Below are 24,696 nucleotides of genomic sequence, written 5' to 3'. Positions count from 1 at the left end.
TTCAATTGTCGCGGGCGATCGTCCTTTAGGCACAGGACGCCCGCGTCATCCCTTGCAAATCAGGCGGCGCGCACCGAGGCCAGGAACCTGCCGACCTCCTGCTTCAGGCGGCTGGAATCACCGGACAGCGCCTTGGCTGCCGCCAGCACCTGAGAGGAGGCCGAGCCGGTCTCGGCTGCGCCACGCTCGACGTCGGCGATGTTGGAGGAGACCTGCTGGGTGCCGTGCGCGGCCTGCTGCACGTTGCGGGAGATTTCCTGGGTCGCAGCGCCCTGCTCCTCCACCGCCGCGGCAATGGTCGAGGAGATCTCCGACAGCCGCTCGATGGTCGAGGAAATTTCCTTGATCGCGTTCACCGATTCCTGGGTCGCGGCCTGGATGCCGGAAATCTGCTGGCCGATCTCGCCGGTCGCTTTCGCGGTCTGCTCGGCCAATGCCTTCACCTCGGAGGCGACCACCGCAAAGCCGCGGCCGGCATCGCCGGCACGCGCCGCCTCGATGGTGGCGTTGAGCGCCAAGAGATTGGTCTGCCCGGCGATGGTGTTGATCAACTCGACCACGTCGCCGATCCGGGTGGCGGCCTTCGACAATTCGCTGACGCGCTCGGTGGTGGTGCGTGCCTGGCCAACGGCATCGCCGGCCATGCGCGCGGATTCCTGCACCTGGCGGCTGATCTCGGTGATCGAGGAGGCCATCTCCTCGGTCGAAGACGCCACCGACTGCACGTTGGTGGTCGCCTCCTCCGAGGCCGACGCGACCGCGGTCGCAAGCTGCTTCGAACGGTCCGCGGTCGAGGTCAGCGATCCCGCCGAGCTTTCGAGCTGGCTCGAGGCCGAGGAGACCGTGTTGACAATCTCGCCGATCACGGCCTCGAACTGCTGCGCAAGCGACTGCATGTCCGCCTTGCGCTGCCGCGCGGCCGTCGCGTCCTGCTCGGTCTTCGCCGCGGCCTCGGCATGCGCCTTGTCCTCGGCATTGGTGCGGATCACCGTCACGGTCTTCGCGAGATCGCCGATCTCGTCGCCGCGGTCGGCGCCGGGAATGCTGATGTCGAGCCGACCGCGGGCCATCTCACCAAGCGCGGCGTTCAGCTGCGTCATCGGCCGGGCGATGCCGAAGAACGAGAAGACGGCGGAGCCGAGCACCGAGACGACGACGGCAATGCCGATCATCATGGTGACGCGGCTGGCCCATGCCGCCTGCGCAGCGGCTTCCTCCTTGGCGCGGGCATTCTTCTGATGCGCCGACTGCACGGCAGCATCCATCAGTTCGCCGGCCTGCGTCAGATACTTTGTGGTGCGGTTCTTGAGCAGGTCATCCTTCGCCGCCTCGATCTCGACGGATTCATCGTTCGACGCCATGAACTCGGTCGCGACGCCGGTCAGCTTGCTGATCATCGCCTGGATGTCCTTGTCGTCGGACAGCACGCGCGCGTCGGTCAGCGTGCTCCGCAGCGCCGGCACCGTCTGCTTCAGCTGCGTCAGCGTAGCCGGATCGCCGGTCATGCCGTATTGCCAGGCCAAAGCGCGCATGGTGTTCAGCTTGGAATCGGCGGTCCGAAGCTGCCGCTCGACCCGCTCGCGGAAAGCGAGGTTGGGCAATGCGGGCGAGGACACGATCGCCTGCAGCCCCTTGGCCCACTCGTTGGCAATGTCGTTGCGCTTGTCGATCTGCGCCAGCAGCGCTTTCTGCGCCATTGCGAGGTCAATGGCGCCGCTCGTGTAGCTCGTCATCGTCTCCTTGAGGCGGTTCAGACGTTCGCGATCGTCCGGTGCCTTGGCATTCGTCAGCGCGGCGTCGACATCTGCGATCATCGCCTCGGAGAAATGCTTGATGTCCGCAGCCGCCTTGTCGGCCTCGGCCGCGTTGCGCGCCAGCCGCGCCGAACGTCCGCCGAGATTGGTCTGCCGCATGTTGACGTTTGCCGATAGGATGTGTTCGACGACCTGTTGTGAGCGGTCGGCGCGCTCATTGGCAGCATCGACGGCCCGCTCCGCAATGAGCTGATTTGCAATCATCCCGATCGCCAGAAGCGCCCCAACGGCGCCGGCGAGACCTAATTTGTTTCCGATACGATTGAACTGCATTGCCCCACCCACCAGGATAGACCGGCCTCGATCGCGACAGCCGGATGATCAGGTGTAGAGGCGAGGTTCCCTAAATCTCGTTAATGCCGGGCTGCCGCGCTGTTGGTTTGCCGTACGCGCGGCGCGCCTTTTTGCCGCGCGCCGTTGAGCTACGATCCGATTGCGCGAACATCCAGGCCATGCGCGGCCTGGGTGTCCTATTTTCTTGACGCGAACCGGTGTCCGCTTCGCTTGAAACGCTCTCGCGTGCCGCTTTATCAGGCAGCCCGAACCGAAGTCAGGAAGCGGCTGACCTCCTGCTTCAGGCGGCTGGAATCGCCGGACAGCGCCTTGGCTGCCGCCAGCACCTGAGAGGAGGCCGAGCCGGTCTCGGCCGAACCGCGCTGGACATCGGCGATGTTGGAGGAGACCTGCTGGGTGCCGTGCGCGGCCTGCTGCACGTTGCGGGAGATTTCCTGGGTCGCAGCGCCCTGCTCCTCCACCGCCGCGGCAATGGTCGAGGAGATCTCCGACAGCCGCTCGATGGTCGAGGAAATTTCCTTGATCGCGTTCACCGATTCCTGGGTCGCGGCCTGGATGCCGGAAATCTGCTGGCCGATCTCGCCGGTCGCTTTCGCGGTCTGCTCGGCCAATGCCTTCACCTCGGAGGCGACCACCGCAAAGCCGCGGCCGGCATCGCCGGCACGCGCCGCCTCGATGGTGGCGTTGAGCGCCAAGAGATTGGTCTGCCCGGCGATGGTGTTGATCAACTCGACCACGTCGCCGATCCGGGTGGCGGCCTTCGACAATTCGCTGACGCGCTCGGTGGTGGTGCGTGCCTGGCCGACCGCATCGCCGGCCATGCGCGCGGATTCCTGCACCTGGCGGCTGATCTCGGTGATCGAGGAGGCCATCTCCTCGGTCGAGAATGCCACCGACTGCACGTTGGTGGTCGCCTCCTCCGAGGCGGATGCGACCGCGGTCGCAAGCTGCTTCGAACGCTCCGCGGTCGAGGTCAGCGATCCCGCCGAGCTTTCGAGCTGGTTCGAGGCCGAGGAGACCGTGTTGACAATCTCGCCGATCACGGCCTCGAACTCGCGGGTGATGCCGTCGACGCGACGGCCGCGCTCGATCTTAGCCTCGGCGTCCTGCGCGGCCGCGGCATCGGCGGCCTTCTTGGCGATCAGCGCCTGCTTGAAGACCTGCAGCACATCGGCCATCGCGCCAATCTCGGTTTTCTCACCCTGGTGCGGCACCTCGGCGGAGAGATCCCCCTGACCCAGCGCCTGCATCGGCCTCACGATCGAGGCGATGCCGGCCGTGACATCGCGGATCATCGCGGCGCTGAGCGCAATACCGGCAATCACCGTCACGGCAAGGATCGCAATCACCAGCCAGAGTGCGGATGAATAGCTCGCCGCTGCTTCCTCCGAAGCCTTGTCGGCGCCTTTGTTGTTCAGCTCGATATCCTTCTTCAGGATCACGTCGCCGTCGATCAGCAGCTTGTTGACCTTCTTGGAGTTCAGCTCGTTCGCTTCGCGCGGGAACTGGCCGGCCTCCTTGCGCGACAAGGCCAGCACGTCATCGACGCCGCGCTTGTACTGCTCCCAGATCTTGGCCCACTCGTCATAGAGCGCGCGCTCCTCGGGCGAAGTGATCAGCGGCTGATAGGCCTGAATGCTCCGACGGACGGCCTCGAACACACCGTTCAGCTGGGTCTCGACCCGCACCTTGTCTTCATGTGTTTCTGCAAGCAGATGGGCACGAACAACATTGCGGGCCATGATGACGTTCTGCTCGAGCTCTCCCAGCACCCGCACGCTCGGCAGCCAGCTGCTCGCGATGTCGACCGTGTTGGCGTGGATCGCGCGCATGTTGTTCAGCGCGAGCAATCCGAGGCCGGTCATCGCAACGAGCAGGAACGCGGCGACGGTGACGATCTTGGCACGGATCGAATATTTGGCGAGCATGGATGTCATCTCTTCCATTCTGGGCGCGAGGCGCGCGGCAACGTCATTTGGTGCCGGCAAGCGGATGCCCGCCCGCCGGCTGCAAACCGAGACGCCGCCAGAGCCCGGAATTGAAGGCTGAATCAAGAAGCGCTCCGTAGGACTACGGAAGACCAAAACAATTTAAATCGAATTAAGCAGACTTCGCATCTGCAATAACGCTCAGCGCATGAGCCGAAGCGCGTCGGCAAAGAACTGCGGCCCACCGAAATTGCCCGATTTCAGTGCAAGCAGCATGTCGCCCGCCTGCATGCCCACGGTGCGCAGCACCGGCACGCCGGCCGCGATCTCAGCGCCGACCAGGAAGCCCGGAATCTTTAGGCGATCGACGACCGCGCCCGAGGTCTCGCCGCCGGCGACCACGAGCCGCTTGACGCCGCCTTGCACCAGCCCTTCGGCAATGTCGGCCATGGCCTGCTCGATGGCATGGCCCGCGACCTCGCGGCCGTGACGGGCCTGCAGCGCCTGAACCTCGTCCGGCGTGGCGCTGGAGGCGATCAGCACCGGACCGTCAGCCAGGCGATCCGTCGCCCAGCCGAGCGCGAGGCGTGCCTCGTCAGGTCCCTGCACCACGCGCTCCGGATCGAGATGCAGCACCGGCATGATCTTCTCGGCGTTGGCGATCTGGCCGAGCGTGGCCTGCGAGCAGCTTCCCGCGAGGCAGGCGGCGGGGCCACCGACCCGCGCCATTGCGGCGGCATCCGCAGCCTCCGACGTCACCCGCCCAGAGGCGACCAGCGCGCGCGCCAGCCCGAGCCCGATGCCGGAGGCGCCGACCGAGACGCGATGATCGAGCGCCGCCGCACCGATGGTGGTGAGATCGGCATCGAACACGGCATCGATGATCGCCGCGCCGACGTCCTGCGAGACCAGTTGCGCCAGCCGCGCCCGCACCGCGTCCGGTCCTTGCGTGACGGTGGCGAGATCGACGAGGCCGATCTTCGTCCTGCTCTGCCGCGCCAGCACCCGCACCAGATTGGCATCATGCATCGGATTGAGCGGATGGTCCTTGAGCGGGCTTTCGTTGAGCGGCACGGCACCCACGAACAGATTGCCCTGATAGACGGTGCGGCCGGTCTCCGGAAAGGCCGGCGTCACCAGCACAATCGCATCGCCGGAATCCGCGCGCAGTGCATCCATCACCGGACCGATATTGCCGGCATCGGTGGAATCGAAGGTCGAGCAGATCTTGAACAGCACATGCCTGGCGCCGCGGCCGCGCAGCCAGCGATCTGCCTCGCGCGAGCGCGCAACCGCTTGTGAAGCTTCGATCGAGCGGCTCTTCAGCGAGACCACGACGGCATCGACCTCGGGCAGCTTCAGATCGTCCGATGGCACGCCGATGGTCTGCACGGTGCGAAGCCCCACGCGGGTCAGCGTGTTGGCGAGGTCGGAAGCGCCGGTATAGTCGTCGGCGATGCAGCCGAGCTTGAGGGTCACGGCTTTACTCCCTTGTACTGATCAAACCAGCCGAGGCCGTCTTCGGTGCGGCCGCGCGGATTGTACTCGCAGCCGACGAAGCCGGTATAGCCGAGCCGGTCGAGCTCGGCGAACAGGAAGGGATAGTTCAGCTCCTCGCGATCGGGCTCGTTGCGCGAGGGAACGCTGGCGATCTGGATATGGCCCGTGAGGTCGATCATCTCGCGCAGGCGCATGGTGACGTCGCCATGGATGATCTGGCAATGGTAGATGTCGAACTGCAGCTTCAGATTCGGGATCTTCAACTCGCGGATCAGCTCAGCCGCGAAGCCGAAATCGTTGAGGAAGTAGCCCGGCACGTTGCGCGGATTGATCGGCTCGATCACCACGTCGAGACCGTGCGGGCCGAAGAACTCCACCGCGCAGGCGACCGATTTATAGAACGCCTCGACGGCCTTCGCATCGCTGCGCTCGGCGATCCCCGCCATCAGGTGCACGCGCTTGACGCCGGTCGCCTGTGCATAAGGAAGTGCAGTCTCAAAGCTCCTCTTGAGGTCATCGAACCGCGCGGGCAGCGCGGCAAAGCCCTTCTCGCCGGCAGCCCAGTCGCCCGGCGGCAGGTTGAACAGCGCCTGTGTCAGGCCGGCGTCACGTAGCCGTTTGCCAACCTCCTCGGCCGGATGGTCATAGGGAAACAGGAATTCCACCGCGGTGAAGCCGGCCTTGGCCGCGGCCGCAAAGCGGTCAAGGAATGGATGCTCGGTGAACATCATGGTGAGATTGGCGGCGAAGCGGGGCATGGCGTGAAACTCGTCCTCTTACTTGGTCTCGCCCGGCAGCCTGGTGCCGGTCACCTGCGCGTACATCCGCGCCACCGAGGCATCGTCGTCGCGGCCCATGCCGGCGGCCGAGGTCATCAAAAACATCTGCAGCGCTGCGGCCGAGACCGGCACCGGGAAGCGCGCCGTGCGCGCCATGTCCTGGATGATGCCGAGGTCCTTGACGAAGATCTCGACCGCGCTGCGCGGGCTGTAATCGCCGTCGAGCACATGCGGCATGCGGTTCTCGAACATCCAGGAATTGCCGGCGGAGGCCGTGATCACCTCATAGACCTTCCTGATGTCGAGCCCCTGCTTGGCGGCAAAGGTGATGGCCTCGCTGGCGGCGGCGATGTGCACGCCGGCGAGCAGCTGGTTGATCATCTTGAACGCGGCCCCCTGCCCCGCCGCATCACCGAGCTCGTAGAGCTTGGCCGCCATCGCATCCAGCGCCGGCCGTGCCTTGGCGAATGCCGCGGCGCTGCCGGAGGCGAGAATGGTCAGCTCGCCCTGTGCCGCGCGCTGCGCGCCGCCCGAGATCGGCGCATCGAGATAATGCCGCCCGGTGGATTCGAGCTGCTTCGCCAGCCGCCGCGCGACGTCCGGGTCCATGGTGGCGGACGAGATGAACACCGCATCCCTGGGAAGCGTCTCGGCGACGCCGCCAGCGCCGAACAGGATGGACTCAGTCTGCGCGGCATTGACGACAACGCTGACCACGATGTCGGCATCCTTGGCGGCTTCGGCCGGGCTCCTGGCGCCCTTGCCGCCCTCCTTGACGAAGCGCGCGACCGACTCCTCCGAGACATCGCAGCCGGTCACCGCGAAGCCGGCGCGCCGCAGCGAAGTGGCCATGCCGAATCCCATCGAGCCGAGCCCGATCACGGCGACTTTCGTTTGAGATGGCGATGACATACGGCAGATCCTTAAGTCGTTTCCTGATCTCGTCCGGTTAGCCCGGCTCCCTCCCTCGGTAGCATGGGTTGGCCACGCCGCGAAAGCATGAGAGAACATCGCGCGAATCCGACGGCCACTCGGATGAACCCATGCCGTCTACATTTCTCATCTTCTTGTGGGTGCTGATTGGGTTGCCCTCAATGATCGCCGGAAGCGTGTTGACCATCGCTGCGATCTATGGACGACGCCTTTGGCGCCTCCGTCGCCGTCGGATGGCTTCAAGAGCAAGAAACAAAAGTCCGTTAATCGTCTAGACAACAGGGAGGGTTCCACGCCATGGCAGAAACGAGACTACGCGAGGCGATCTGCCGGTTCGGCCGCTCGCTGTTCGAGCGGGGACTGACGCCGGGCTCCTCGGGCAATATCAGCGTGCGGCTCGACGACGGCGGCTGGCTGGTGACGCCGACCAATGCCTCGCTTGGCTTCCTCGATCCCGACAAGCTCTCGCGGCTCGATGCCGGCGGCAGACTGGTTTCCGGCGATGCGCCGACCAAGGAGGTGCCGCTGCACAACGCGCTGTACCAGACCCGCGGTGCGGCCCGCGCCGTGGTGCATCTGCATTCGACCCATTCGGTGGCGCTATCGATGCTGCCGGAGATCGATCCGCGGGCGGCGCTGCCGCCGATGACGCCCTATTATCTGATGCGCTGCGGCCAGACCGCGCTGCTGCCCTATTATCGCCCGGGCGATCCTGACGTTGCGGACGCGATCAAGGGGCTCGCCGGTAAATATGCCTCCGTCCTGCTCGCCAATCACGGTCCGGTTGTCGCCGGCGATACGCTGGAAGCCGCGGTCTTCGCGATGGAGGAGCTGGAGGAGACCGCGAAGCTCTACCTGCTGCTGCGCGGCATGAACCCGCGCTATTTGTCGCCTGCGCAAGTGGCGGATCTCACCAAGACGTTCGGGCTGACGCTGCCCGATGCGCATGATCATCCCTGAGCGCCGTTCTGCCTCGGCTTTGGCAGGATGCCCAAAATCAGGGCAGTCCATATCCATTCGAAGCTGATCTGCGCGTCAATTTGACTGTGCAAAGGCGCTTGCAGTGCAGCAGAGATGGCCGACTCCAAGCAAAAGCAGCGGGGCGCGCGCGATCTCGCGGCGAGCCGCCGGCCAATGCCGCACCTTGGCATATCCGTTGCAGATGTTCCGCGGATGAGTCTTGCCGGGCGCGGACCATCTTAGCGCCGGGCCGAATGTCGCGCTAAGCTGTCGCGATCCGGGTGGTGCAGTGGGGCGGGTTGACGGATGGCGGCAGGCGCAGGGTTGGAACTGGTCCAGGTGACCAAGCAATACGGCCACGTCACCGCGGTCGATGCGATCAATCTGCGGATTCCCGCCGGCTCCTATTGCTGCCTGCTCGGCCCCTCCGGCTGCGGCAAGACCTCGACCTTGCGCATGATCGCCGGCCATGAATCGGTGACATCGGGCGACATCATCGTCGGGGCCAGGAACGTGACCGATCTCGCGCCGGCACAGCGCGGCACGGCGATGATGTTCCAGTCCTACGCGCTGTTTCCGCATCTCTCCGTCATCGACAACGTCGCCTTTGCGCTGAAGATGAAGGGCACGCCCAAGGCGACGCGTCATGCGGAGGCGCGCAAGCTGCTCGAGCTGGTCGACATGCGGGCCTATGAGGCGCGCCTTCCTGCGCAGCTCTCCGGCGGCCAGCAGCAGCGCGTCGCGCTCGCGCGCGCGCTGATCACCTCGCCGCAGATCCTGCTGCTGGATGAGCCATTGTCGGCGCTCGATCCGTTCCTGCGCCTGCGCATGCGCGCCGAGCTGAAGCGGCTGCAACGCGAGCTCGGGCTGACCTTCATCCACGTCACCCACGGCCAGGACGAAGCGATGGCGCTGTCCGACCTCGTGGTGCTGATGAATGGGGGGCGCATCGAGCAGCAGGGCACGCCGCGCGAGATCTTCAACCATCCGCGCACCGAATTCGCGGCCAAATTCATCGGCGGCCATAACGTGATCAATCTCGGCGGCGAGAGCGTCGCGGTGCGGGTCGACCGCATGGCGGTGAAAAAGCAGACCGATGCGGTCGATGGCCCGTCGGTCGCAGGCGTTATCAGCAAGATCGAATATCAGGGCACCTATGTGCTGATCGCGGTCACGCCGGATGGCGGCGGTGAGATCTCGGTGCAGATCGGCGAGGCCGATCTCGACCGCGCGAACTACGAGATCGGCGAGCGCGTGCGCGTGACCTGGAATCCGGCCTTCGCAAGCCCGCTATCGCCTCGACCTGCTGCAACCGTCCCGTCGCCCGAACTGGTGGCGTGAGATACCTATGGAGATGACGATGACCGATCGATCGAAGACGACCATCAGCCGCCGCAGCCTGCTCAAGGGTGCCGCCGGTGCTGCCAGCCTCGCCGCCGGCTCGGGCACGCTGCTATCCGCGCCTTACGTCCACGCCGCCGATGCGAAGGTGCTGCGCTATCTCGGCACCGCGGTGAACGAGGGCGATGAGATCTCCAAGAAGTGCCTCGCCGACACCGGCATCAAGATCGAGTACATCACGGCGACCACCGACGACGTCACCAAGCGCGTCATCACCCAGCCGAACTCGTTCGACGTGCTCGACACCGAATATTTCTCGCTCAAGAAGCTGGTGCCGTCGGGCAACATCTTTCCGCTCGATGCCAAGAAGATCAAGGAATTCGACAACATCACGCCCGTCTTCACCAAGGGCGAGCTGCCGAATGGCAAGAAGATCGGAGGCCAGGGCACCGCGCCTTGGAAGGTGCTCTATCTCGACGGGCCGAACTCCAAGACCTTCTCGGCGACGCCGACCGAATACATCACGCTGATCCCGACGGTGTACAATGCCGACACGCTCGGCATCCGTCCCGACCTGATCAAGCGCCCGATCAGTTCCTGGGCCGAGCTGCTCAATCCCGAGTTCAAGGGCAAGGCTTCGATCCTCAACATCCCCTCCATCGGCATCATGGACGCGGCGATGGTGGTCGAGGCCACCGGCCAGTACAAATATGCCGACAAGGGCAACATGACCAAGGCCGAGATCGACCTGACCATGAAGGTGCTGACCGAGGCCAAGAAGGCTGGCCAGTTCCGCGCGTTCTGGAAGGACTTCAACGAGTCGGTCAACCTGATGGCCTCGGGCGAGACAGTGATCCAGTCGATGTGGTCACCCGCCGTGACGAAGGTGCGCTCGATGGGCATCCCCTGCATCTTCCAGCCGCTCAAGGAAGGCTATCGCTCCTGGGCCTCGGGCTTCTGCGTCTCCAAGGCCGTCGCGGGCGGACCGAAACTCGACTGGGCCTACGAGTTCGTCAACTGGTATCTGTCGGGGTGGGCCGGCGCCTATCTCAACCGCCAAGGCTATTATTCCGCCGTGCTCTCCACCGCCAAGGCCAACATGACCGCCGACGAGTGGGGCTACTGGATGGAAGGCAAGCCGGCCGCGAGCGACATCAAGGCACCTGACGGCACGCTGCTGGAGAAGGCCGGCGCGGTGCGCGACGGCGGCTCCTACGAGGACCGCATGGGCGCGGTCGCCTGCTGGAATGCGGTCATGGACGAAAACGACTACATGGTCCGCAAGTGGAACGAGTTCATTGCGGCCTGATATCTCTCGACGAAATCGTAGCCCGCATAAGCGCAGCGCCATGCGGGACCGGTGTCCCGGGTGTCGCTGCGCTCACCCGGGCTACAGGTCACTTCCGCCCGCCAGACGACAGGTTTCTCGGTGACCGTGACGATCGACACTCCGCATGATGGTGTTGCACCGACGGAGCGCAAGCTGCGCAAGACGGCCGCACGCTCCGTCGCCTGGCTGCAGGCCGGGCCGATGATGCTGGTCTTCGCGCTGTTCTTCCTGCTGCCGCTGGTGCTCGTCATCGTCGTCAGCGCCTGGGACTACAATGAATATGAGATGATCCCGGCGTTCTCCTGGCGCGGCTACACCGACACGTTCGAAGGCTGCATCGCCGCGCTGCCGGACCTCTGCACCATCCTGAAAACATACTTGAAGACGCTCAAGCTGTGCCTGCTGACCTGGGGCCTGACGCTGCTGATCGGCTTCTGGGTCGCCTATTTCCTCGCCTTTCACGTCCGCTCCAAGACCTGGCAGATCGTATTGTCCCTGCTCTGCACGATCCCGTTCTGGACGTCGAACGTGATCCGCATGATCGCCTGGATCCCGCTGCTCGGCCGCAACGGTCTCGTCAACCAGGGCCTGATCGGCGTCGGCGTCGTCGACCAGCCGATCGAGTGGCTGCTGTTCTCCGAATTCTCCGTGGTGCTCGCGCTGGTCCACCTCTTCACGTTCTTCATGGTGGTGCCGATCTTCAACTCGATGATCCGCATCGACAAGCGGCTGATCGAGGCGGCCTATGACGCCGGCGCCAGCGGCTGGCAGACGCTGACCAACGTGGTCATTCCCCTCTCCAAGCCCGGCATCGTGATCGGCTCGATCTTCGTCATCACCATCGTGATGGGCGACTTCGTCACCATCGGCGTGATGGGCGGCCAGCAGATCGCCTCCGCCGGCAAGGTCATCGAGTCGCGTCTCTCGGCGCTGCAATTCCCCGCCGCCGCGGCCAACGCCGTGATCCTGCTCGGCGTCACCATCCTGATCATCTCCGCGCTGACGCGGATCGTCGACGTGCGCAAGGAGCTGTGAGAGATGGGCGACAAGCGGCCGCGCTCGTTCTATATCCTGGCGGCGTTCTTCACCGCCTACGTGCTGTTCCTGTACGGGCCGATGTTCGCGATCTACATCCTGTCGTTCCAGGGACCGGATGGCGGACTGACGTTCCCGATGAACGGCGTGTCGCTGACCTGGTTCGGCAAGGTCTTCTCCGGCGCCGGCATTGTCGACATCGGCGCCGCATTCAAGCGCTCGCTGATGCTCGGCCTCGTCGTCATGGTGCTGACGGTGCTGCTGTCGGTCGCGGCCGGCATGGCGTTCCGCCGGCCGTTTCGCGGCGCCTCGTTCCTGTTCTACACCGCGATCGCCAGTCTGATCATGCCTTCGATCATCACTTCGCTCGGCATTGCGCTGGAATTCCGCCTGCTCGACGATTTCATGAACAAGCATGCCGCGGATTTTGGGCTGGGCGGGCTCGCCGACGGGTGGACCACCGGCATGGGCCTGTTCACCTCAGGCTTAGGTGCACATCTGACCTGGACCTTGCCGTTCGGCCTGCTGATCATGTTCGCGATCTTCAACCGCTTTGACGGCCGGCTGGAGGAAGCCGCGCGCGACCTCGGCGCGACGCCATGGCAGACCTTCCGCCATGTCGTGCTGCCGATCATCGCACCATCGGTGGTCGGCATCGGCCTGTTCGGCTTCACGCTGTCATGGGACGAACTCGCCCGCTCAAGCCAGGCGATCGGCTCGGTCAACACGCTGCCGCTGGAACTGCAGGGCCTGACGACGACCGTCACCAAGCCCGACATCTACGCGCTGGGCACGCTGACATCGGCCGTGTCGTTCGTCGTGATCTTCTCCGCGCTCGCCGTCATCCTCGTGCTGCAGGCCCGCCAGCGCCGCCAGGGCTCGGATGCGGGTCAGGGAATGGTGTAGCCACTCAACGACGGAAACGTAGCAACCCTTCGACTCATCATCGCGGCGCTTGAAGATGGGAACATGAGCGCCGTGCCCGTGAATGTGCCCTCTCCCCTTGTGGGAGAGGGCATGTAGGGAAGCGCGGCAAGCCCGGTCGGGTGAGGGGTTTGCCTCGACGAGCGTCGCGCGCGTAGAGATACCCCTCACCCAACCGCGTGCTTGGATGGGCCGGAGATGCCCTCTCCCACAAGGGGAGAGGGCGCTGTATCGCACAGCGCGCTGACGACCTCGCTCAGTCTGTAGGTGGGCAAGGGCGCGCCGAGATCGTCGCGATGGGCGCAGCTGTCCCGCGCGCCGTGCCCATCGTCCGGGCACGCGCTACCTGACGACGGCGCTTTGCCCACCCTACGAGAGTCACGTCAACTCACAGTCCCAGATACGCCTTGCGCACGTCCGGATTGACCGCGATCTCCGCGGCCTTGCCGTTCATCAACACGCGCCCGGTCTGCAGGATGTAGGCGCGGTCGGCGATCTCCAGGCACTCGGCCATGCGCTGCTCGACGATCAGGACCGTCATGCCGGCATCGCGAATGCGTTTTACTGCCTGGAAGATCTCGTCGACCAGCTTTGGCATGATGCCCTGCGACGGTTCGTCCAGCATCAAGAGCCGCGGCCGCGTCATCAGCGCGCGGCCGATCGCCAGCATCTGCTGCTCGCCGCCGGACAGCGTCTCGGCGCGCTGCTCCAGCCGCTCGGAGAGCCGCGGGAACAGGCCGAACACGAAGTCCATCGGCCCTTCGCGGTTGGCCTCGCTGCGATAGAGATAGCTGCCGAGCCGCAAATTGTCGCGCACCGAAAGGCGCGGAAACAGCCGGCGGTTCTCCGGCACATAGGCGATGCCGCGCGCGGTGATCAGATGCTGCGCCAGCCCGTCGATGCGGTTGCCGTCGAAAGAGACGCTGCCGGCGCGCGGCCGCTCGGCACCGGCGATCGATTTCAGAAGCGTCGACTTGCCAGCGCCGTTGGCACCGGCGACGCAGACGATCTCGCCCTTCTCGACCTCGATCGAGACGTTCGAGATCGCGACCAGCCCCTGATAGGCTGTCGTGACGTCACGCACCGACAGCATGGCGATCCCCAAGATAGGCAGTGATGACTTTCGGATCGCGCACGACCTCGTTGGGCTTGCCTTCGAGCAGCACCTTGCCGAGATCGAGCACGATGGCGCGATCGACCAGCGGCATCACGATCTCCATGACGTGCTCGACCATCAGCACCGTGATGCCGGTGTCGCGCACGCGCCGCACCAGCTCGACGCCCTTTTGCGATTCGACCGGCGTGAGACCGGTGAGCACCTCGTCGAGCAGCAGCAGCTTCGGCTCGGTCGCGAGTGCGCGCGCCACTTCGAGACGGCGCTTCTCCGACGGCACGAGATCGCTGGCCCGCACATCGGCGCGCGCGTCGAGGCCGCAGAACGCCAGCACCTGATGCGCCTTGCGGCGGGCCTCGCGCATCACGGTGGTGCGCACCAGCGCGCCGACGATGACGTTTTCGATGACAGTCATGCTCTCGAAGCTTTTGACGACCTGGAAGGTACGGCCGATGCCGCGCTGGCAGCGCTCGGCGGCCGGCAGATCGGTGACGTCCTCGCCGTCGAAGATGAGGGTGCCTTCGGTTGGCCGGAACGCTCCGGCGATCAGGTTGAACAGCGTCGACTTGCCGGCGCCGTTGGGACCGATCAGGCCGACGATCTCGCCGCGCCCGACCGCGATCGACACGTTCGAATTGGCGGTCAGCCCAGCGAAGCGCTGCGTGATGTTACGGGTCTCCAGCAGGTTGGTCATGATGCCACCGCCTCCTTGACCACACCGGCGGCTGGCTTCGGCTTGCGCGCGAACAGGCTGACCAGGCCCTGCGGCCGCGCCAGCGAGATCGCAATGATCAGGCCGCCATAGACGATCAAGTCGACACCCCGGCCCGAGCCGCCGATATAGGAGCGCGTCAGCTCGGTCAGCGGGATCAGGATCACGGCGCCGAGCATCGGCCCCCACAGCGTACCGATGCCACCTAGCACCGCGGGCAAAGCCATCAGCAGCGAGAACTGGAAACCCATCACGCTTTCGGGATCGATGTAGGAGACGAACTGCGCGTAGAAGGCGCCGCCGATCGCGACCAGGAACGCCGACACGGCGGCGGCGCCCATCTTGGAATTAAACACGACCACGCCAAGGCTCTCGGCGGCGATCGGATTGTCCTTCACCGCGCGCCACCAATAGCCCCATTTCGAATCTTCCAGCCACCAGGTCACGAACCAGGCGATGCCGGCGAGCACCAGCGCGAAATAGAAGTAAGGCAGTTTGCTGCGCGTGAACTGGAAGGTGAGCCAGCTGTCGCGGCGCACCGGAATGTCGATGCCGAGCGCGGCGCCCGCCCAATCCCAGTTCTGGAACAGCACCAGCGCGATCTCGGCGATCACGATGGTCGCAATGACGAAATAGTGCCCGCCGAGCCGGAAGCAGGGATAGCCGAGCGCCATGGCGATGGCGGCCGATATCAATCCGCCGGCGAGCATGCCGAACCAGGGCAGCACGCCGAACTTGGTATAGAGCAGCGCGGTGGTGTAGGCGCCAAGCCCGAAATACAGCGCGTGGCCAAGCGAGATCTGGCCGCAATAGCCGGACAGGATGTTCCAGCTCTGCGACAGAGCGGCATACATCAGGGTGAGCACCATGATGTTCTGGACGTAGACATCCTTGACGAACAGCGGCACCAGCGCTGCGACCACAGTGATGCAGGCCGCGACGATCAGATCGCGGCGGCGACGAGATGCGAAAGCCTTGTCCATCAGATCGACCCGAACAGGCCGCGCGGCCGGATGAAGACGATAAGCAGATACACCCCGTAGATGCCGACCGTCTTCAACGAAGCCGGCAGCACCAGCGTGGTGACGGCTTCGACCAGGCCGACGATGATGCCGCCGGCGAAGGCGCCGAACACGCTGCCGAAGCCGCCCAGCGCCACCGTCACATAGGCGATGGTTGCAAACGACGCGCCGACGTCAGGGAAGACATAGAAGAAGATCGCCATCACGGCGCCGGCGAGCCCGACCAGCGCGGCACCGAGGCCCCAGCCGAGCGCGAACACCCGGTTCTTGTCGATGCCGACAAGCGCCACCGCACCGGCATCCTCGCGCGTCGCCTCCAGCGCCCGGCCGAAATCGGTGCGATTGATGAAGAAATAGAGGCCGCCAAAAGCTGCGATCGCGATCAGCGCGCCGACCAGTTGCGGCTCCGGCAGATAGATGCCGCCGACCGCGATGGTCTTGCCGCCGAGCCAGGAGGTGGTGATGCTGCGATAATCAGGCGTGAAGAAATATTGCGCGAGGCCCCGCATCAGCACGGCAAGTCCGAAGGTGGAGAAGATCTGCACCATGCCGGTGTTGGCCTTGGCCCTGACAGCGAAGCGCACGATGAACAAGTAGACCACGGCGCCAAATATGAACAACGCGGCGGCCACGATCGGAGCTGACAGCAGCGGGTCCAGCGCGAAATAGGCGAACAGGAAGAAGGTCGCGTACATCGCGATCATCAGGAACTCGCCGTGGGCGAAATTCACCACGTCCATCAGCCCGAAGATGAGCGCGAGCCCCGCGGCGATCAGGCCGTAGAGCAGACCCATCAACAGGCCGCTGGCGAGACTTTGGATGATGGTCTCGGCTGTCACTGGTGTCGCTCCACACTCGATGTCGTCCCGGTCAGGCGCGCATTGCGCGCCAAGAACGCCGCGACCCATAACCACGAATGTGTCGGTCGAGCAGGACAACAGCCAATCATCGCAAAAAATTCCTGCCTGTGTTTATGGGTCCCGGGTCGCGCTTCGCTTGCCCGGGACGACGTGGGAAGTTGCTTCAACAATCTGCCCGGCTGCCTACTTCATCGGCCAGCTGGCCTGGGCGACCGCGGCCTGCTCCGGGAAGATCGTGACGAACTTCTTGCCGACATATTGCAGCAGCACCGGGTCGGCATCGTTGTTCTGTCCGGTCTCGTCGAACTTCACGCGCTTCCAGGGCATGATGGTCTGCTCGCCCGGCATGTCGGTCGCAACGAGGGCATCGCGGATCTTCTCGCCGTCGGTCGACTTGGCGCGGTTGATGGCGTCGGCCATGACGATCAGGCCCATGAACTGGCGCGACGAGTAGTCGTTGAAGTCCTTGCCCGACTTCGCCTTGAACATGGCGTTGATCTTTTCGACCATCGGCCGTTTCTGGGCGAGGTCGAGCGAGAACGAGCCGCGCGAGATCACGCCTTCGAGCTTGTCGCCCACGGCATCATAGAGCGCCTGCTCGGAGAAGCCTGCGTCCTGCGCCACGATGGCGTTCGGCTTGTAACCGAGCTCGGCCATGGTCTTGACCAGGAGGATGCCGTCGGTGGTGTAGCTCGAGGGCATCAGCACATCGGCATTGGCCGCCTTGAGCTGCTGCACCTCGGCCGACAGCGATGGCGAATTGGCGCGATACTTGATGTCGGCGACCACCTTGTAGCCGCGCTCCTTGGCGAATTTGAGCTGCGCGTTGGCGGAATCGGTGCCAAAGATGGTGTCCTCGTGGAACAGCGCCAGGGTCTCGATCTTGGTGCCCTTCTTCTTCATCGCGTCGAAGAAGTCGAACATCGCCTGCGAGAACATGATGTCGTGCGGCGCGGCGCGGAAATAGAACTTCAGCCCCTTCTGGTTCAGGCTCGGGGACGAATTGTCTGCTGAGAGATACGGAACCTGGTAGCGCTCGCAGGTCTGGCTCGCAGTGACGGCCACCGCACTCTGATAGGAGCCGATCACGGCACAGACCTTCTCCTGCGTGATCAGGCGCTCGGTCTCGGCACGGCCCTTCTGCGGATCGGCCTGGTGGTCGGCGAAAATCAGCTTGACCTTGGCCCCGCCGAGTCCTGGCAGGCCCTCCTCGCGCGCGAGCGGCAGATCGAAATCATACTTGCCGTTGATGATCTCGGCCGCGACCTCGAAGGCGCGCTGGGCATCGACGCCGATCTGTGCGCTCGCACCCGAGAACGGATAGATTACCCCGATCTTCACCTCGGAGGTTTGCGCACGGGCCGCGATCGGCCCGAGCGCGGCGGCAGCGGTCGCTCCCAGCAAGACATTTCGGCGCGTGATGCTCATTGCAAGATCCTCTATCAAACGGCGGACATCGATGAAGCGGTTGATGTCGCGGGTAAAGCCTCAAGAAGCGGCAGAGGCTGCTCATAAAATCAGAGCACGGCAAGATCCTTGTTCTTCAGATCCGTCACCAGCATCAACCCCGGCGCGTGCGTGATCGCGAACGGCAACTTCGCCGCTGCAATCACCGCCTGCGGCGTGACGCCGCACGCCCAGAACACGGGGATCTCATCGTCCTCAACCGGGACAGGATCTCCGTAGTCCGGCTTGTTGATGTCCTTGATGCCGATCAGATGCGGATGGCCAAGATGCACCGGTGCACCGTGCACCGCCGGAAAGCGCGTCGTGATCTGCACCGCGCGGATCGCCTGCGCCGGCTTGAACGGGCGCATCGACACCACCATCGGTCCCGCAAATGGTCCCGACGGCTGGCAGGCGATATTGGTGCGATACATCGGCACGCGCACCTTGCGCTCGATGTGGCGGATCGGCAGGCCGTCGGCCATCAACGCCTCCTCGAACGAGAACGAGCAGCCAAGCACGAAGGTCACGAGATCGTCGCGCCAATGCGACAACAGGTGGGTCGGCTCCTCCATGATCTCGCCGTCGCGCCAGACGCGGTAACGCGGCACGTCGGTGCGGATGTCGAGGTCGGCGCCGAGCGCCGGGATATGGGGGCTGCCGGCGTCCGACATGCCGATGATCGGGCACGGCTTCGGATTGAGCTGGCAGAACCGGTGGAAAGCACCGGCATATTTCTCTGGCAGGATGGCGAGATTGCCCTGGACAAAACCGTTGGCCAGGCCGGCGGTGCTCCAACCCTTCCCGGCGCGATAGTCCAGGCGGGCCTGAAGACTTGGAAGAAGCCCGACATCGCTGCCGCTATGCTGCACTGCCGTCGAAACAGTCATTTGCCCCGTCTGCCCAATATCTCGACAAACCTACTCAAGCTCAGGCATGCTATAAAGTCTAATCTTCCTTTTTAATCGGGATCGATAAATCCGATTGATCAGATGGGAGAGGCAACATTGGATTTCAGATCGATCGAGACGTTCCTTTGGGTTGTGAAGCTCGGCAGCTTCCGCGGCGCGGCGCAGCGCCTCAACACCACCCAGCCCGCCATCTCCCAGCGCATCGCACAGCTCGAACGTGAGCTCGGCGTGAAGCTGCTCAATCGCGATCATCGCATGGCCTCGCCGACGCCGAGCGGGCGGCAAATGCTGGTCTATGCCGAGAAGCTGATCGGGCTGCGTACCGAGATGATGGCGGAGGTCGGCGATCGCTCGGCGATGCGAGGTGTGCTCCGGCTCGGGGTCGCCGAGACCATCGTGCACACCTGGCTGCCGCGGCTGATCAAGCGCGTCAACGACCTCTATCCCAATCTGTCGCTGGAGATCGAGGTCGACGTAACGCCGAACCTGCATGCGCGCCTGCTGGCGCAGGAGATCGAGCTCGCCTTCGCGCTCGGGCCGCCCTCGGCGTCCAGCGTGCGCAACCGCGTGCTGTGCGACTATCCGATCAGCTTCGTCGCCAGCCCCACGCTCGGGCTCGGCGGCGGGCCGGTGACCGTGGAGCAGATCGCGAGATTTCCGATCATCACTTTCCCGCGTAAGACTCAACCTTACGAGCGTGTGCGCGCGCTGTTCAACCGTCCCGATCTGCCGCCGATCCGGCTGCATGCCAGCGCTTCGCTCGCCACCGTGATCCACATGGCGATCGAGGGCCTGGGCGTTGCGGTCATTCCCGCCGCGATCGTCGAGAACGAGCTCGCGAGCGGCCGGTTGCAGGAATTGAAGACCAATCTGCCGATCCCGCCGCTGACCTTCAGCGCGAGTTGGCTGGCGTCTCCGGAGATGGTCGCAATCGAACGTGTCGCTGAGCTCGCAGCCAGAACCGCGCAGACATCCGGCCATTCCAGTGCGTCGGTTGACGCCGCGCCGCCGGCAAGCCATGCAGACGATGCCGGATACGAGGAAGTGAAAGCATGAGCCGAGCCATCTCCAATCTGCAGATCGATTCCGCCCGTCTCTGGGGCGCCATTCACGAGACCGCAAAATTCGGCGCAACGGCCAAGGGCGGCGTGCGGCGCTTGACCCTGAGCCAGGAAGACAAGCAGGTGCGCGACTGGTTTCGCCGGGCGTGCGAGGACGCCGGCCTCGAGGTGCATGTCGATGCGCTCGGCTCGATGTTCGGCTTGCGCAAGGGGCGCGACATGTCGAAGCTCCCGGTCGGGATCGGCTCGCATCTCGATACCCAGCCGACCGGCGGCAAGTATGACGGCATCCTGGGCACGCTCGGCGCGCTGGAGGTGATCCGCACGCTCAACGATGCAGGGATCGAGACCGATGCGCCGATCTGCATCGCCAACTGGACCAATGAGGAAGGCTCGCGCTTCGCGCCGGCGATGATGGCCTCGGCCGCTTACGTCGGCGACTTCACCGTCGAAGACATCCTGTCGCGCAAGGATGCCGATGGCGTCACCGTTGCCGAGGCCCTGGATTCGATCGGCTATCGCGGCGCGACCAAGGTCGGCACGCAGAAGTTTTCCAGCTTCATCGAGCTGCATATCGAACAGGGACCGATCCTGGAGGCCGAAGGCAAGACCATCGGCGTGGTCGATTCCGGCCAGGGCGTGCTGTGGTATGACGGCAAGATCATCGGTTTCGAGAGCCATGCCGGCTCGACACCGATGCCGCTGCGGCGCGACGCGCTGCTGACGCTGTCGGAGATCGCGCTCGCTTTGGAAAAGATCGCGCTCAAGCTCGGGCCGAACGCGGTGGCGACCATGGGCGAGGCCGTGATCAAGAATCCCTCCCGCAACGTCATCCCTGGCGAGATCGGCTTCACGATGGATTGCCGCAGCTCGGACGCTGCAATCATGGACGCGATCGATCGCGAGCTGCGCGCCGCCGCGGCCGAGATCGCCGCCAAGCGCAAGGTCGAGGTCACGCTGGATCTGGTCTGGCGCAAGCCGCCGACGCATTTCGATCCGAAGCTGGTCGATGCGGTCGAGAACGCGGCGTCGGCGCTGGGCTATTCGCATCGCCGCATCACCTCCGGCGCCGGCCATGATGCCTGCAATCTCAACACCATCATGCCCGCCGCCATGGTGTTCGTGCCGTGCAAGGACGGCATCAGCCACAACGAGCTGGAGGACGCGACGCAGGTCGACTGCGCCGCGGGCGCCAACGTGTTGATGCACACCGTGCTGGCGCTCGCCGGCGTCGCGTCTTGATCTACGGCTCGCTCTAACTCGACCATGTCATCAGAGATCAATCACCAGTATGGATAGCGCGGGCACGCTCTGCTCCCCTCCCCCTTTGCGGGGAGGGTCGGGGGTGGGGGTCCACAATGACGGTCTCGCTTGGAGTCCCCCCAACCCTCCCCCGCAAGGGGGGAGGGAGCGCACCGTCGTTGCTGTCGCCGCTTAATATTAATCACAATAGGAGAACGCCCAGTGCGCGGAGTATTCATCGACGCCAACGAGTCGCTGGCCGAGATTTTCGAGCGGCAGCGCAAGGCCGACGACATTGCGGTCAAGGTCAACCTCGACCCCAACATCAGGCCGCAGGACTGGCCGGCGATTCTGGGCGGCGCTGAGATCGGCATCGTCGATCACACCGCGCTGCCGACGGATGTCGCGCGGCAATGCAAGGGGCTGAAGCATGTGGTGTTCCTCGGCACCGGCGCGCGCAGCTACATGAACCCCGAAGAACTCGCCGAGCTCGGCATTTCGGTGCACCTGATCAAGGGCTATGGCGACACTGCAGTCGCGGAAGCCGCCATCGCGCTGATGTGGGCGGCTGCGCGCGCCCTCGCGCAGATGGACCGCGAGATGCGCGTCGGCAATTGGCTGCGCGAGGACGGCATGCAGCTCACCGGCAAGACGCTCGGCCTGATCGGCTTCGGCGGCATCGCCGCGGAAGTGGCGCGCATCGCCTCGGGCAGCGGCATGAAGGTGATCGCCTGGAACCGGTCGCCGAAATCGCATCCGGGCGTGGAGTTCGTCGACCTCGATACGCTGCTAGCGCAGAGCCACGTCGTCTCGCTGCATCTTCTGCTCAACGACGAGACCCGCGGCTTCATCGGCCGCGAGCGCATCGCGCAGATGCGACCGGGCGTGATCTTCGTCAACACCGCGCGCGCCGCCATCGTCGACGAGGAGGCGATGATCGAGGCCCTGAAGAGCGGCCACATCCGCCATGCTGGGCTCGACGTCTTCAACACGGAGCCGCTACCCAGAGATCATGTGCTGACGACAATTCCGAACGTGACCCTGTCGGCGCACTCGGCGTTTCGCACCCCGGAGGCGAGCGAGAATTTGATCTTCGCGGCCTGGGAGCATTGCCGCCGCGTGGCGCGGAGCTAATTGACTCACTCGTTCGTCATTGCAAGCGAAGCGAAGCAATCCAGAGCTACGCAAGGTCTCTGGATTGCTTCGTCGCTGCGCTCCTCGCAATGACGAGGCCAGAGTTCTCGGATAGCGTAGGGTAGCTTGCTCTCTCCTGTCGTCCCGGACAAGCGAAGCGCAGATCCGGGACCCATACCGCGTGATCTATCGATCGCGCGATCTGGCAGCCACCTTCCGCAACAATAAGACCCTGTGGTTATGGGCCCCTGCGTTCGCAGGGGCGACACCGCACGAGTAGCGACCGCTCACTCCACCATCTCTGCCACCGCCTTGCCGCAAGCCGTCGTGTCCGCATTGCCGCCGAGATCGCGGGTGCGCAAAGTGCGCTCGGCCAGCGTGCGCTCGATCGCGCCGACGATCGCCTGCGCCGCAGTCTTCTCGCCAAGATGCTCCAGCATCATCGCGCCCGACCAGATCATGCCGATCGGGTTCGCGATGCCCTGCCCTGCGATGTCGGGCGCCGAGCCGTGCACCGGCTCGAACACCGAAGGGAAATTGCGTTCCGGATTGATATTGCCTGACGGCGCGATGCCGATGGTGCCGGTGCAGGCCGGGCCAAGATCGGACAGGATGTCGCCGAACAGGTTCGAGCCGACTACGACGTCGAACCAGTCCGGATGCAACACGAAATTCGCAGTGAGAATGTCGATGTGGTACTTGTCCCACGTCACGCCGGGATAGTTCTTCGCCATCGCCTCGACGCGCTCGTCCCAATAGGGCATCGTGATCGAGATGCCGTTGGACTTGGTCGCCGAGGTCAGGTGCTTCTTCGGCCTGGACTGCGCCAGCTCAAAAGCAAACTTGAGGATACGGTCGACGCCGGTGCGCGTCATCACCGTCTGCTGGGTGACGAATTCGCGATCCGTGCCCGGGAACATGCGGCCGCCCACCGACGAATATTCGCCCTCGGTATTCTCGCGCACCACCCAGAAATCGATATCGCCGGGCTTGCGGTTCGCCAGCGGCGACGGCACACCGGGCATCAGGCGAACGGGACGCAGATTGACATACTGATCGAACTCGCGGCGGAATTTGATCAACGAGCCCCACAGCGAGACGTGATCCGGAATCCTGGCCGGCCAGCCGACCGCGCCGAAATAGATCGCATCGTGCTTGCCGATCTGCTCCTTCCAATCGTCCGGCATCATCTGGCCGTGCTTCTCGTAATAGTCGTAAGACGAGAAGTCGAAATGATCGAACTGCACCGCGACGCCATGCTTCTTGGCGGCTGTCTCGATGACGCGCAAACCTTCCGGCATGACCTCTTTGCCAATGCCGTCGCCGGGAATGACTGCGATCCGATAGGTTTTTTTTGCGCTCATCGACAGGGTCCTTGGTCGTTGGGCCGGATCTCGCGCCGGCCGTCATTGATCGCTCTGCAATGGACCAAACCAGCCGCGAGCGCAACGCTGCAATGCGGTGTTGACCGGCCGCATGGCAGCCTTAACTATTTGCGGCCCTCCCTCTTCTTCATGTGAGCATTCCCATGGATCTGCATCTCTCCGGCAAACGCGTCCTCATCACCGGCGCCTCGAAGGGCATCGGCGCAGCCGCGGCCGAAGCCTTCGCCGAGGAAGGCTGCCATCTTCTGCTGGCCGCGCGCAGCGGCGAGGCGCTGACAGCGCTGGCCGAGCGGCTGCGCACGCAGCACCAGATCGACGCGACCGCGCATGTGGTCGATCTGCGCAAGGCCGACGATGTCGCGCGGCTGGCAAAGGATGCCACCGAGATCGACATTCTCGTCAACAATGCGGGCGACATTCCCGGCGGCTCGATCGACAAGATCGACGAGGCCACATGGCGGCACGCCTGGGAGCTGAAGGTGTTCGGCTACATCAACCTCACGCGCCTGGTCTATGCGCAAATGAAGGCGCGCGGCCACGGCGTCATCATCAACGACATCGGCGCTGCTGGCGAGAAGTTGGACGCCAATTACATCTGCGGCAGCGCCGGCAACGCGGCGCTGATGGCCTTCACCCGCGCGCTCGGCGGCAAGAGCCTCGCCGACAACATCCGCGTGGTCGGGATCAATCCGGGCCCGGTCGGCACCGATCGACACGTCACGCTGCTCAAGACCCGTGCCAGGCATCAGTTCGGCGACGAAGGCCGCTACATGGAGTTTCAGAAAAGCCTGCCACTCGGCCGTCCCGCGCATCCGCGCGAGATCGGCGACCTCATGGCGTTCCTCGCCTCCGACCGCGCCGGCTATACCTCCGGCGTCATCTACACGGTCGATGGCGGCATCAGCGCGGGATGGGGTTGATGCGCAGATTTGGCAACGCGGTCATCCGATCCCGGCGCTTTCCAGCGCCGC

At 64.5% G+C, this 24,696-nt stretch carries 21 protein-coding genes; 9 read left to right on the top strand and 12 right to left on the bottom strand.

Annotation, left to right across the window (positions count from 1 at the left end; translation table 11 throughout):
* Positions 1-59: 59 nt before the first annotated feature.
* From P6U24_RS13950 to ltnD, 5 genes are all read right to left on the bottom strand, one after another.
* Positions 60-2,087, bottom strand: a complete 2,028-nt coding sequence (locus tag P6U24_RS13950) for a methyl-accepting chemotaxis protein (protein WP_407159665.1) — start codon at positions 2,085-2,087, stop codon at positions 60-62.
* Between the two features lie 257 nt (positions 2,088-2,344).
* Positions 2,345-4,036 carry a methyl-accepting chemotaxis protein gene (locus tag P6U24_RS13945; protein WP_407160457.1) on the bottom strand — a complete coding sequence of 564 codons (1,692 nt, stop codon included), beginning with the start codon at positions 4,034-4,036 and terminating at the stop codon, positions 2,345-2,347.
* A gap of 201 nt (positions 4,037-4,237) precedes the next feature.
* Positions 4,238-5,515: a 3-oxo-tetronate kinase gene (otnK, locus tag P6U24_RS13940; RefSeq protein WP_407159664.1), complete on the bottom strand. Its 1,278-nt coding sequence runs from the start codon at positions 5,513-5,515 to the stop codon at positions 4,238-4,240.
* Positions 5,512-6,294 (bottom strand): 2-oxo-tetronate isomerase, encoded by a 783-nt coding sequence (gene otnI / locus P6U24_RS13935; protein WP_407159663.1) that lies wholly within the window; start codon positions 6,292-6,294, stop codon positions 5,512-5,514. Before otnI ends, otnK begins: the two co-directional genes overlap by 4 nt.
* A gap of 18 nt (positions 6,295-6,312) precedes the next feature.
* Complete coding sequence (gene ltnD / locus P6U24_RS13930) at positions 6,313-7,227, bottom strand: L-threonate dehydrogenase (protein ID WP_407159662.1); 915 nt, start codon at positions 7,225-7,227, stop codon at positions 6,313-6,315.
* A 318-nt stretch (positions 7,228-7,545) separates the two neighbouring features.
* On the opposite strand from ltnD, the gene P6U24_RS13925 reads away from it, so the two are divergent.
* From P6U24_RS13925 to P6U24_RS13905, 5 genes are all read left to right on the top strand, one after another.
* Positions 7,546-8,208, top strand: coding sequence for an aldolase (locus P6U24_RS13925; RefSeq protein ID WP_407159661.1), 663 nt, complete (start codon positions 7,546-7,548; stop codon positions 8,206-8,208).
* Between the two features lie 306 nt (positions 8,209-8,514).
* A complete protein-coding gene (locus P6U24_RS13920) occupies positions 8,515-9,549 on the top strand; it encodes an ABC transporter ATP-binding protein (protein ID WP_407159660.1) in 1,035 nt (344 codons plus the stop codon).
* A 13-nt stretch (positions 9,550-9,562) separates the two neighbouring features.
* Positions 9,563-10,858, top strand: coding sequence for a PotD/PotF family extracellular solute-binding protein (locus P6U24_RS13915; RefSeq protein WP_407160456.1), 1,296 nt, complete (start codon positions 9,563-9,565; stop codon positions 10,856-10,858).
* Positions 10,859-10,978: 120 nt separating this feature from the next.
* Positions 10,979-11,914 (top strand): ABC transporter permease, encoded by a 936-nt coding sequence (locus tag P6U24_RS13910; RefSeq protein ID WP_407159659.1) that lies wholly within the window; start codon positions 10,979-10,981, stop codon positions 11,912-11,914.
* 3 nt (positions 11,915-11,917) lie between these two features.
* Entirely contained in the window at positions 11,918-12,820 is a 903-nt protein-coding gene (locus P6U24_RS13905) for an ABC transporter permease (RefSeq protein WP_407159658.1), read from the top strand.
* A 406-nt stretch (positions 12,821-13,226) separates the two neighbouring features.
* Here the strand turns inward: P6U24_RS13905 and P6U24_RS13900 are convergent, their stop codons facing one another.
* The 6 genes from P6U24_RS13900 to P6U24_RS13875 form a co-directional block, all read right to left on the bottom strand.
* A complete protein-coding gene (locus tag P6U24_RS13900; RefSeq protein ID WP_407159657.1) occupies positions 13,227-13,931 on the bottom strand; it encodes an ABC transporter ATP-binding protein in 705 nt (234 codons plus the stop codon).
* Positions 13,915-14,646 carry an ABC transporter ATP-binding protein gene (locus P6U24_RS13895; protein WP_407159656.1) on the bottom strand — a complete coding sequence of 244 codons (732 nt, stop codon included), beginning with the start codon at positions 14,644-14,646 and terminating at the stop codon, positions 13,915-13,917. Before P6U24_RS13895 ends, P6U24_RS13900 begins: the two co-directional genes overlap by 17 nt.
* Entirely contained in the window at positions 14,643-15,647 is a 1,005-nt protein-coding gene (locus tag P6U24_RS13890; protein ID WP_407159655.1) for a branched-chain amino acid ABC transporter permease, read from the bottom strand. Before P6U24_RS13890 ends, P6U24_RS13895 begins: the two co-directional genes overlap by 4 nt.
* Positions 15,647-16,480, bottom strand: coding sequence for a branched-chain amino acid ABC transporter permease (locus P6U24_RS13885; RefSeq protein ID WP_407160455.1), 834 nt, complete (start codon positions 16,478-16,480; stop codon positions 15,647-15,649). The genes P6U24_RS13890 and P6U24_RS13885 overlap by 1 nt, the downstream gene beginning before the upstream one ends.
* 249 nt (positions 16,481-16,729) lie before the next feature.
* Positions 16,730-17,974 (bottom strand): ABC transporter substrate-binding protein, encoded by a 1,245-nt coding sequence (locus P6U24_RS13880; RefSeq protein ID WP_407159654.1) that lies wholly within the window; start codon positions 17,972-17,974, stop codon positions 16,730-16,732.
* A gap of 89 nt (positions 17,975-18,063) precedes the next feature.
* Complete coding sequence (locus tag P6U24_RS13875) at positions 18,064-18,882, bottom strand: putative hydro-lyase (RefSeq protein WP_407159653.1); 819 nt, start codon at positions 18,880-18,882, stop codon at positions 18,064-18,066.
* 117 nt (positions 18,883-18,999) lie between these two features.
* On the opposite strand from P6U24_RS13875, the gene P6U24_RS13870 reads away from it, so the two are divergent.
* The 3 genes from P6U24_RS13870 to P6U24_RS13860 all read left to right on the top strand — a co-directional run bounded on the left by P6U24_RS13870 (position 19,000) and on the right by P6U24_RS13860 (position 22,340).
* Positions 19,000-19,959 carry a LysR family transcriptional regulator gene (locus P6U24_RS13870; protein ID WP_407159652.1) on the top strand — a complete coding sequence of 320 codons (960 nt, stop codon included), beginning with the start codon at positions 19,000-19,002 and terminating at the stop codon, positions 19,957-19,959.
* The gene (locus tag P6U24_RS13865) at positions 19,956-21,206 is read left to right on the top strand and encodes a Zn-dependent hydrolase (RefSeq protein ID WP_407159651.1); all 1,251 of its coding nucleotides are present in this window, start codon (positions 19,956-19,958) and stop codon (positions 21,204-21,206) included. The genes P6U24_RS13870 and P6U24_RS13865 overlap by 4 nt, the downstream gene beginning before the upstream one ends.
* Before the next feature lie 222 nt (positions 21,207-21,428).
* Positions 21,429-22,340 carry an NAD(P)-dependent oxidoreductase gene (locus tag P6U24_RS13860; RefSeq protein WP_407159650.1) on the top strand — a complete coding sequence of 304 codons (912 nt, stop codon included), beginning with the start codon at positions 21,429-21,431 and terminating at the stop codon, positions 22,338-22,340.
* Positions 22,341-22,627: 287 nt separating this feature from the next.
* Here the strand turns inward: P6U24_RS13860 and P6U24_RS13855 are convergent, their stop codons facing one another.
* On the bottom strand, positions 22,628-23,704 hold the full coding sequence (locus tag P6U24_RS13855) for a tartrate dehydrogenase (RefSeq protein WP_407159649.1): 1,077 nt from the start codon (positions 23,702-23,704) through the stop codon (positions 22,628-22,630).
* 164 nt (positions 23,705-23,868) lie between these two features.
* Here P6U24_RS13855 and P6U24_RS13850 point away from each other — a divergent pair, with 164 nt between their 5' ends.
* Positions 23,869-24,645 carry an SDR family oxidoreductase gene (locus tag P6U24_RS13850; protein WP_407159648.1) on the top strand — a complete coding sequence of 259 codons (777 nt, stop codon included), beginning with the start codon at positions 23,869-23,871 and terminating at the stop codon, positions 24,643-24,645.
* The last annotated feature ends 51 nt before the right edge of the window (positions 24,646-24,696 follow it).

Source organism: Bradyrhizobium sp. STM 3557 (genome assembly GCF_045571465.1).
GTDB lineage: Bacteria > Pseudomonadota > Alphaproteobacteria > Rhizobiales > Xanthobacteraceae > Bradyrhizobium.
Note: the sequence above shows the minus strand (reverse complement) of the source record. Positions and strands in the feature narration are given on the sequence as shown.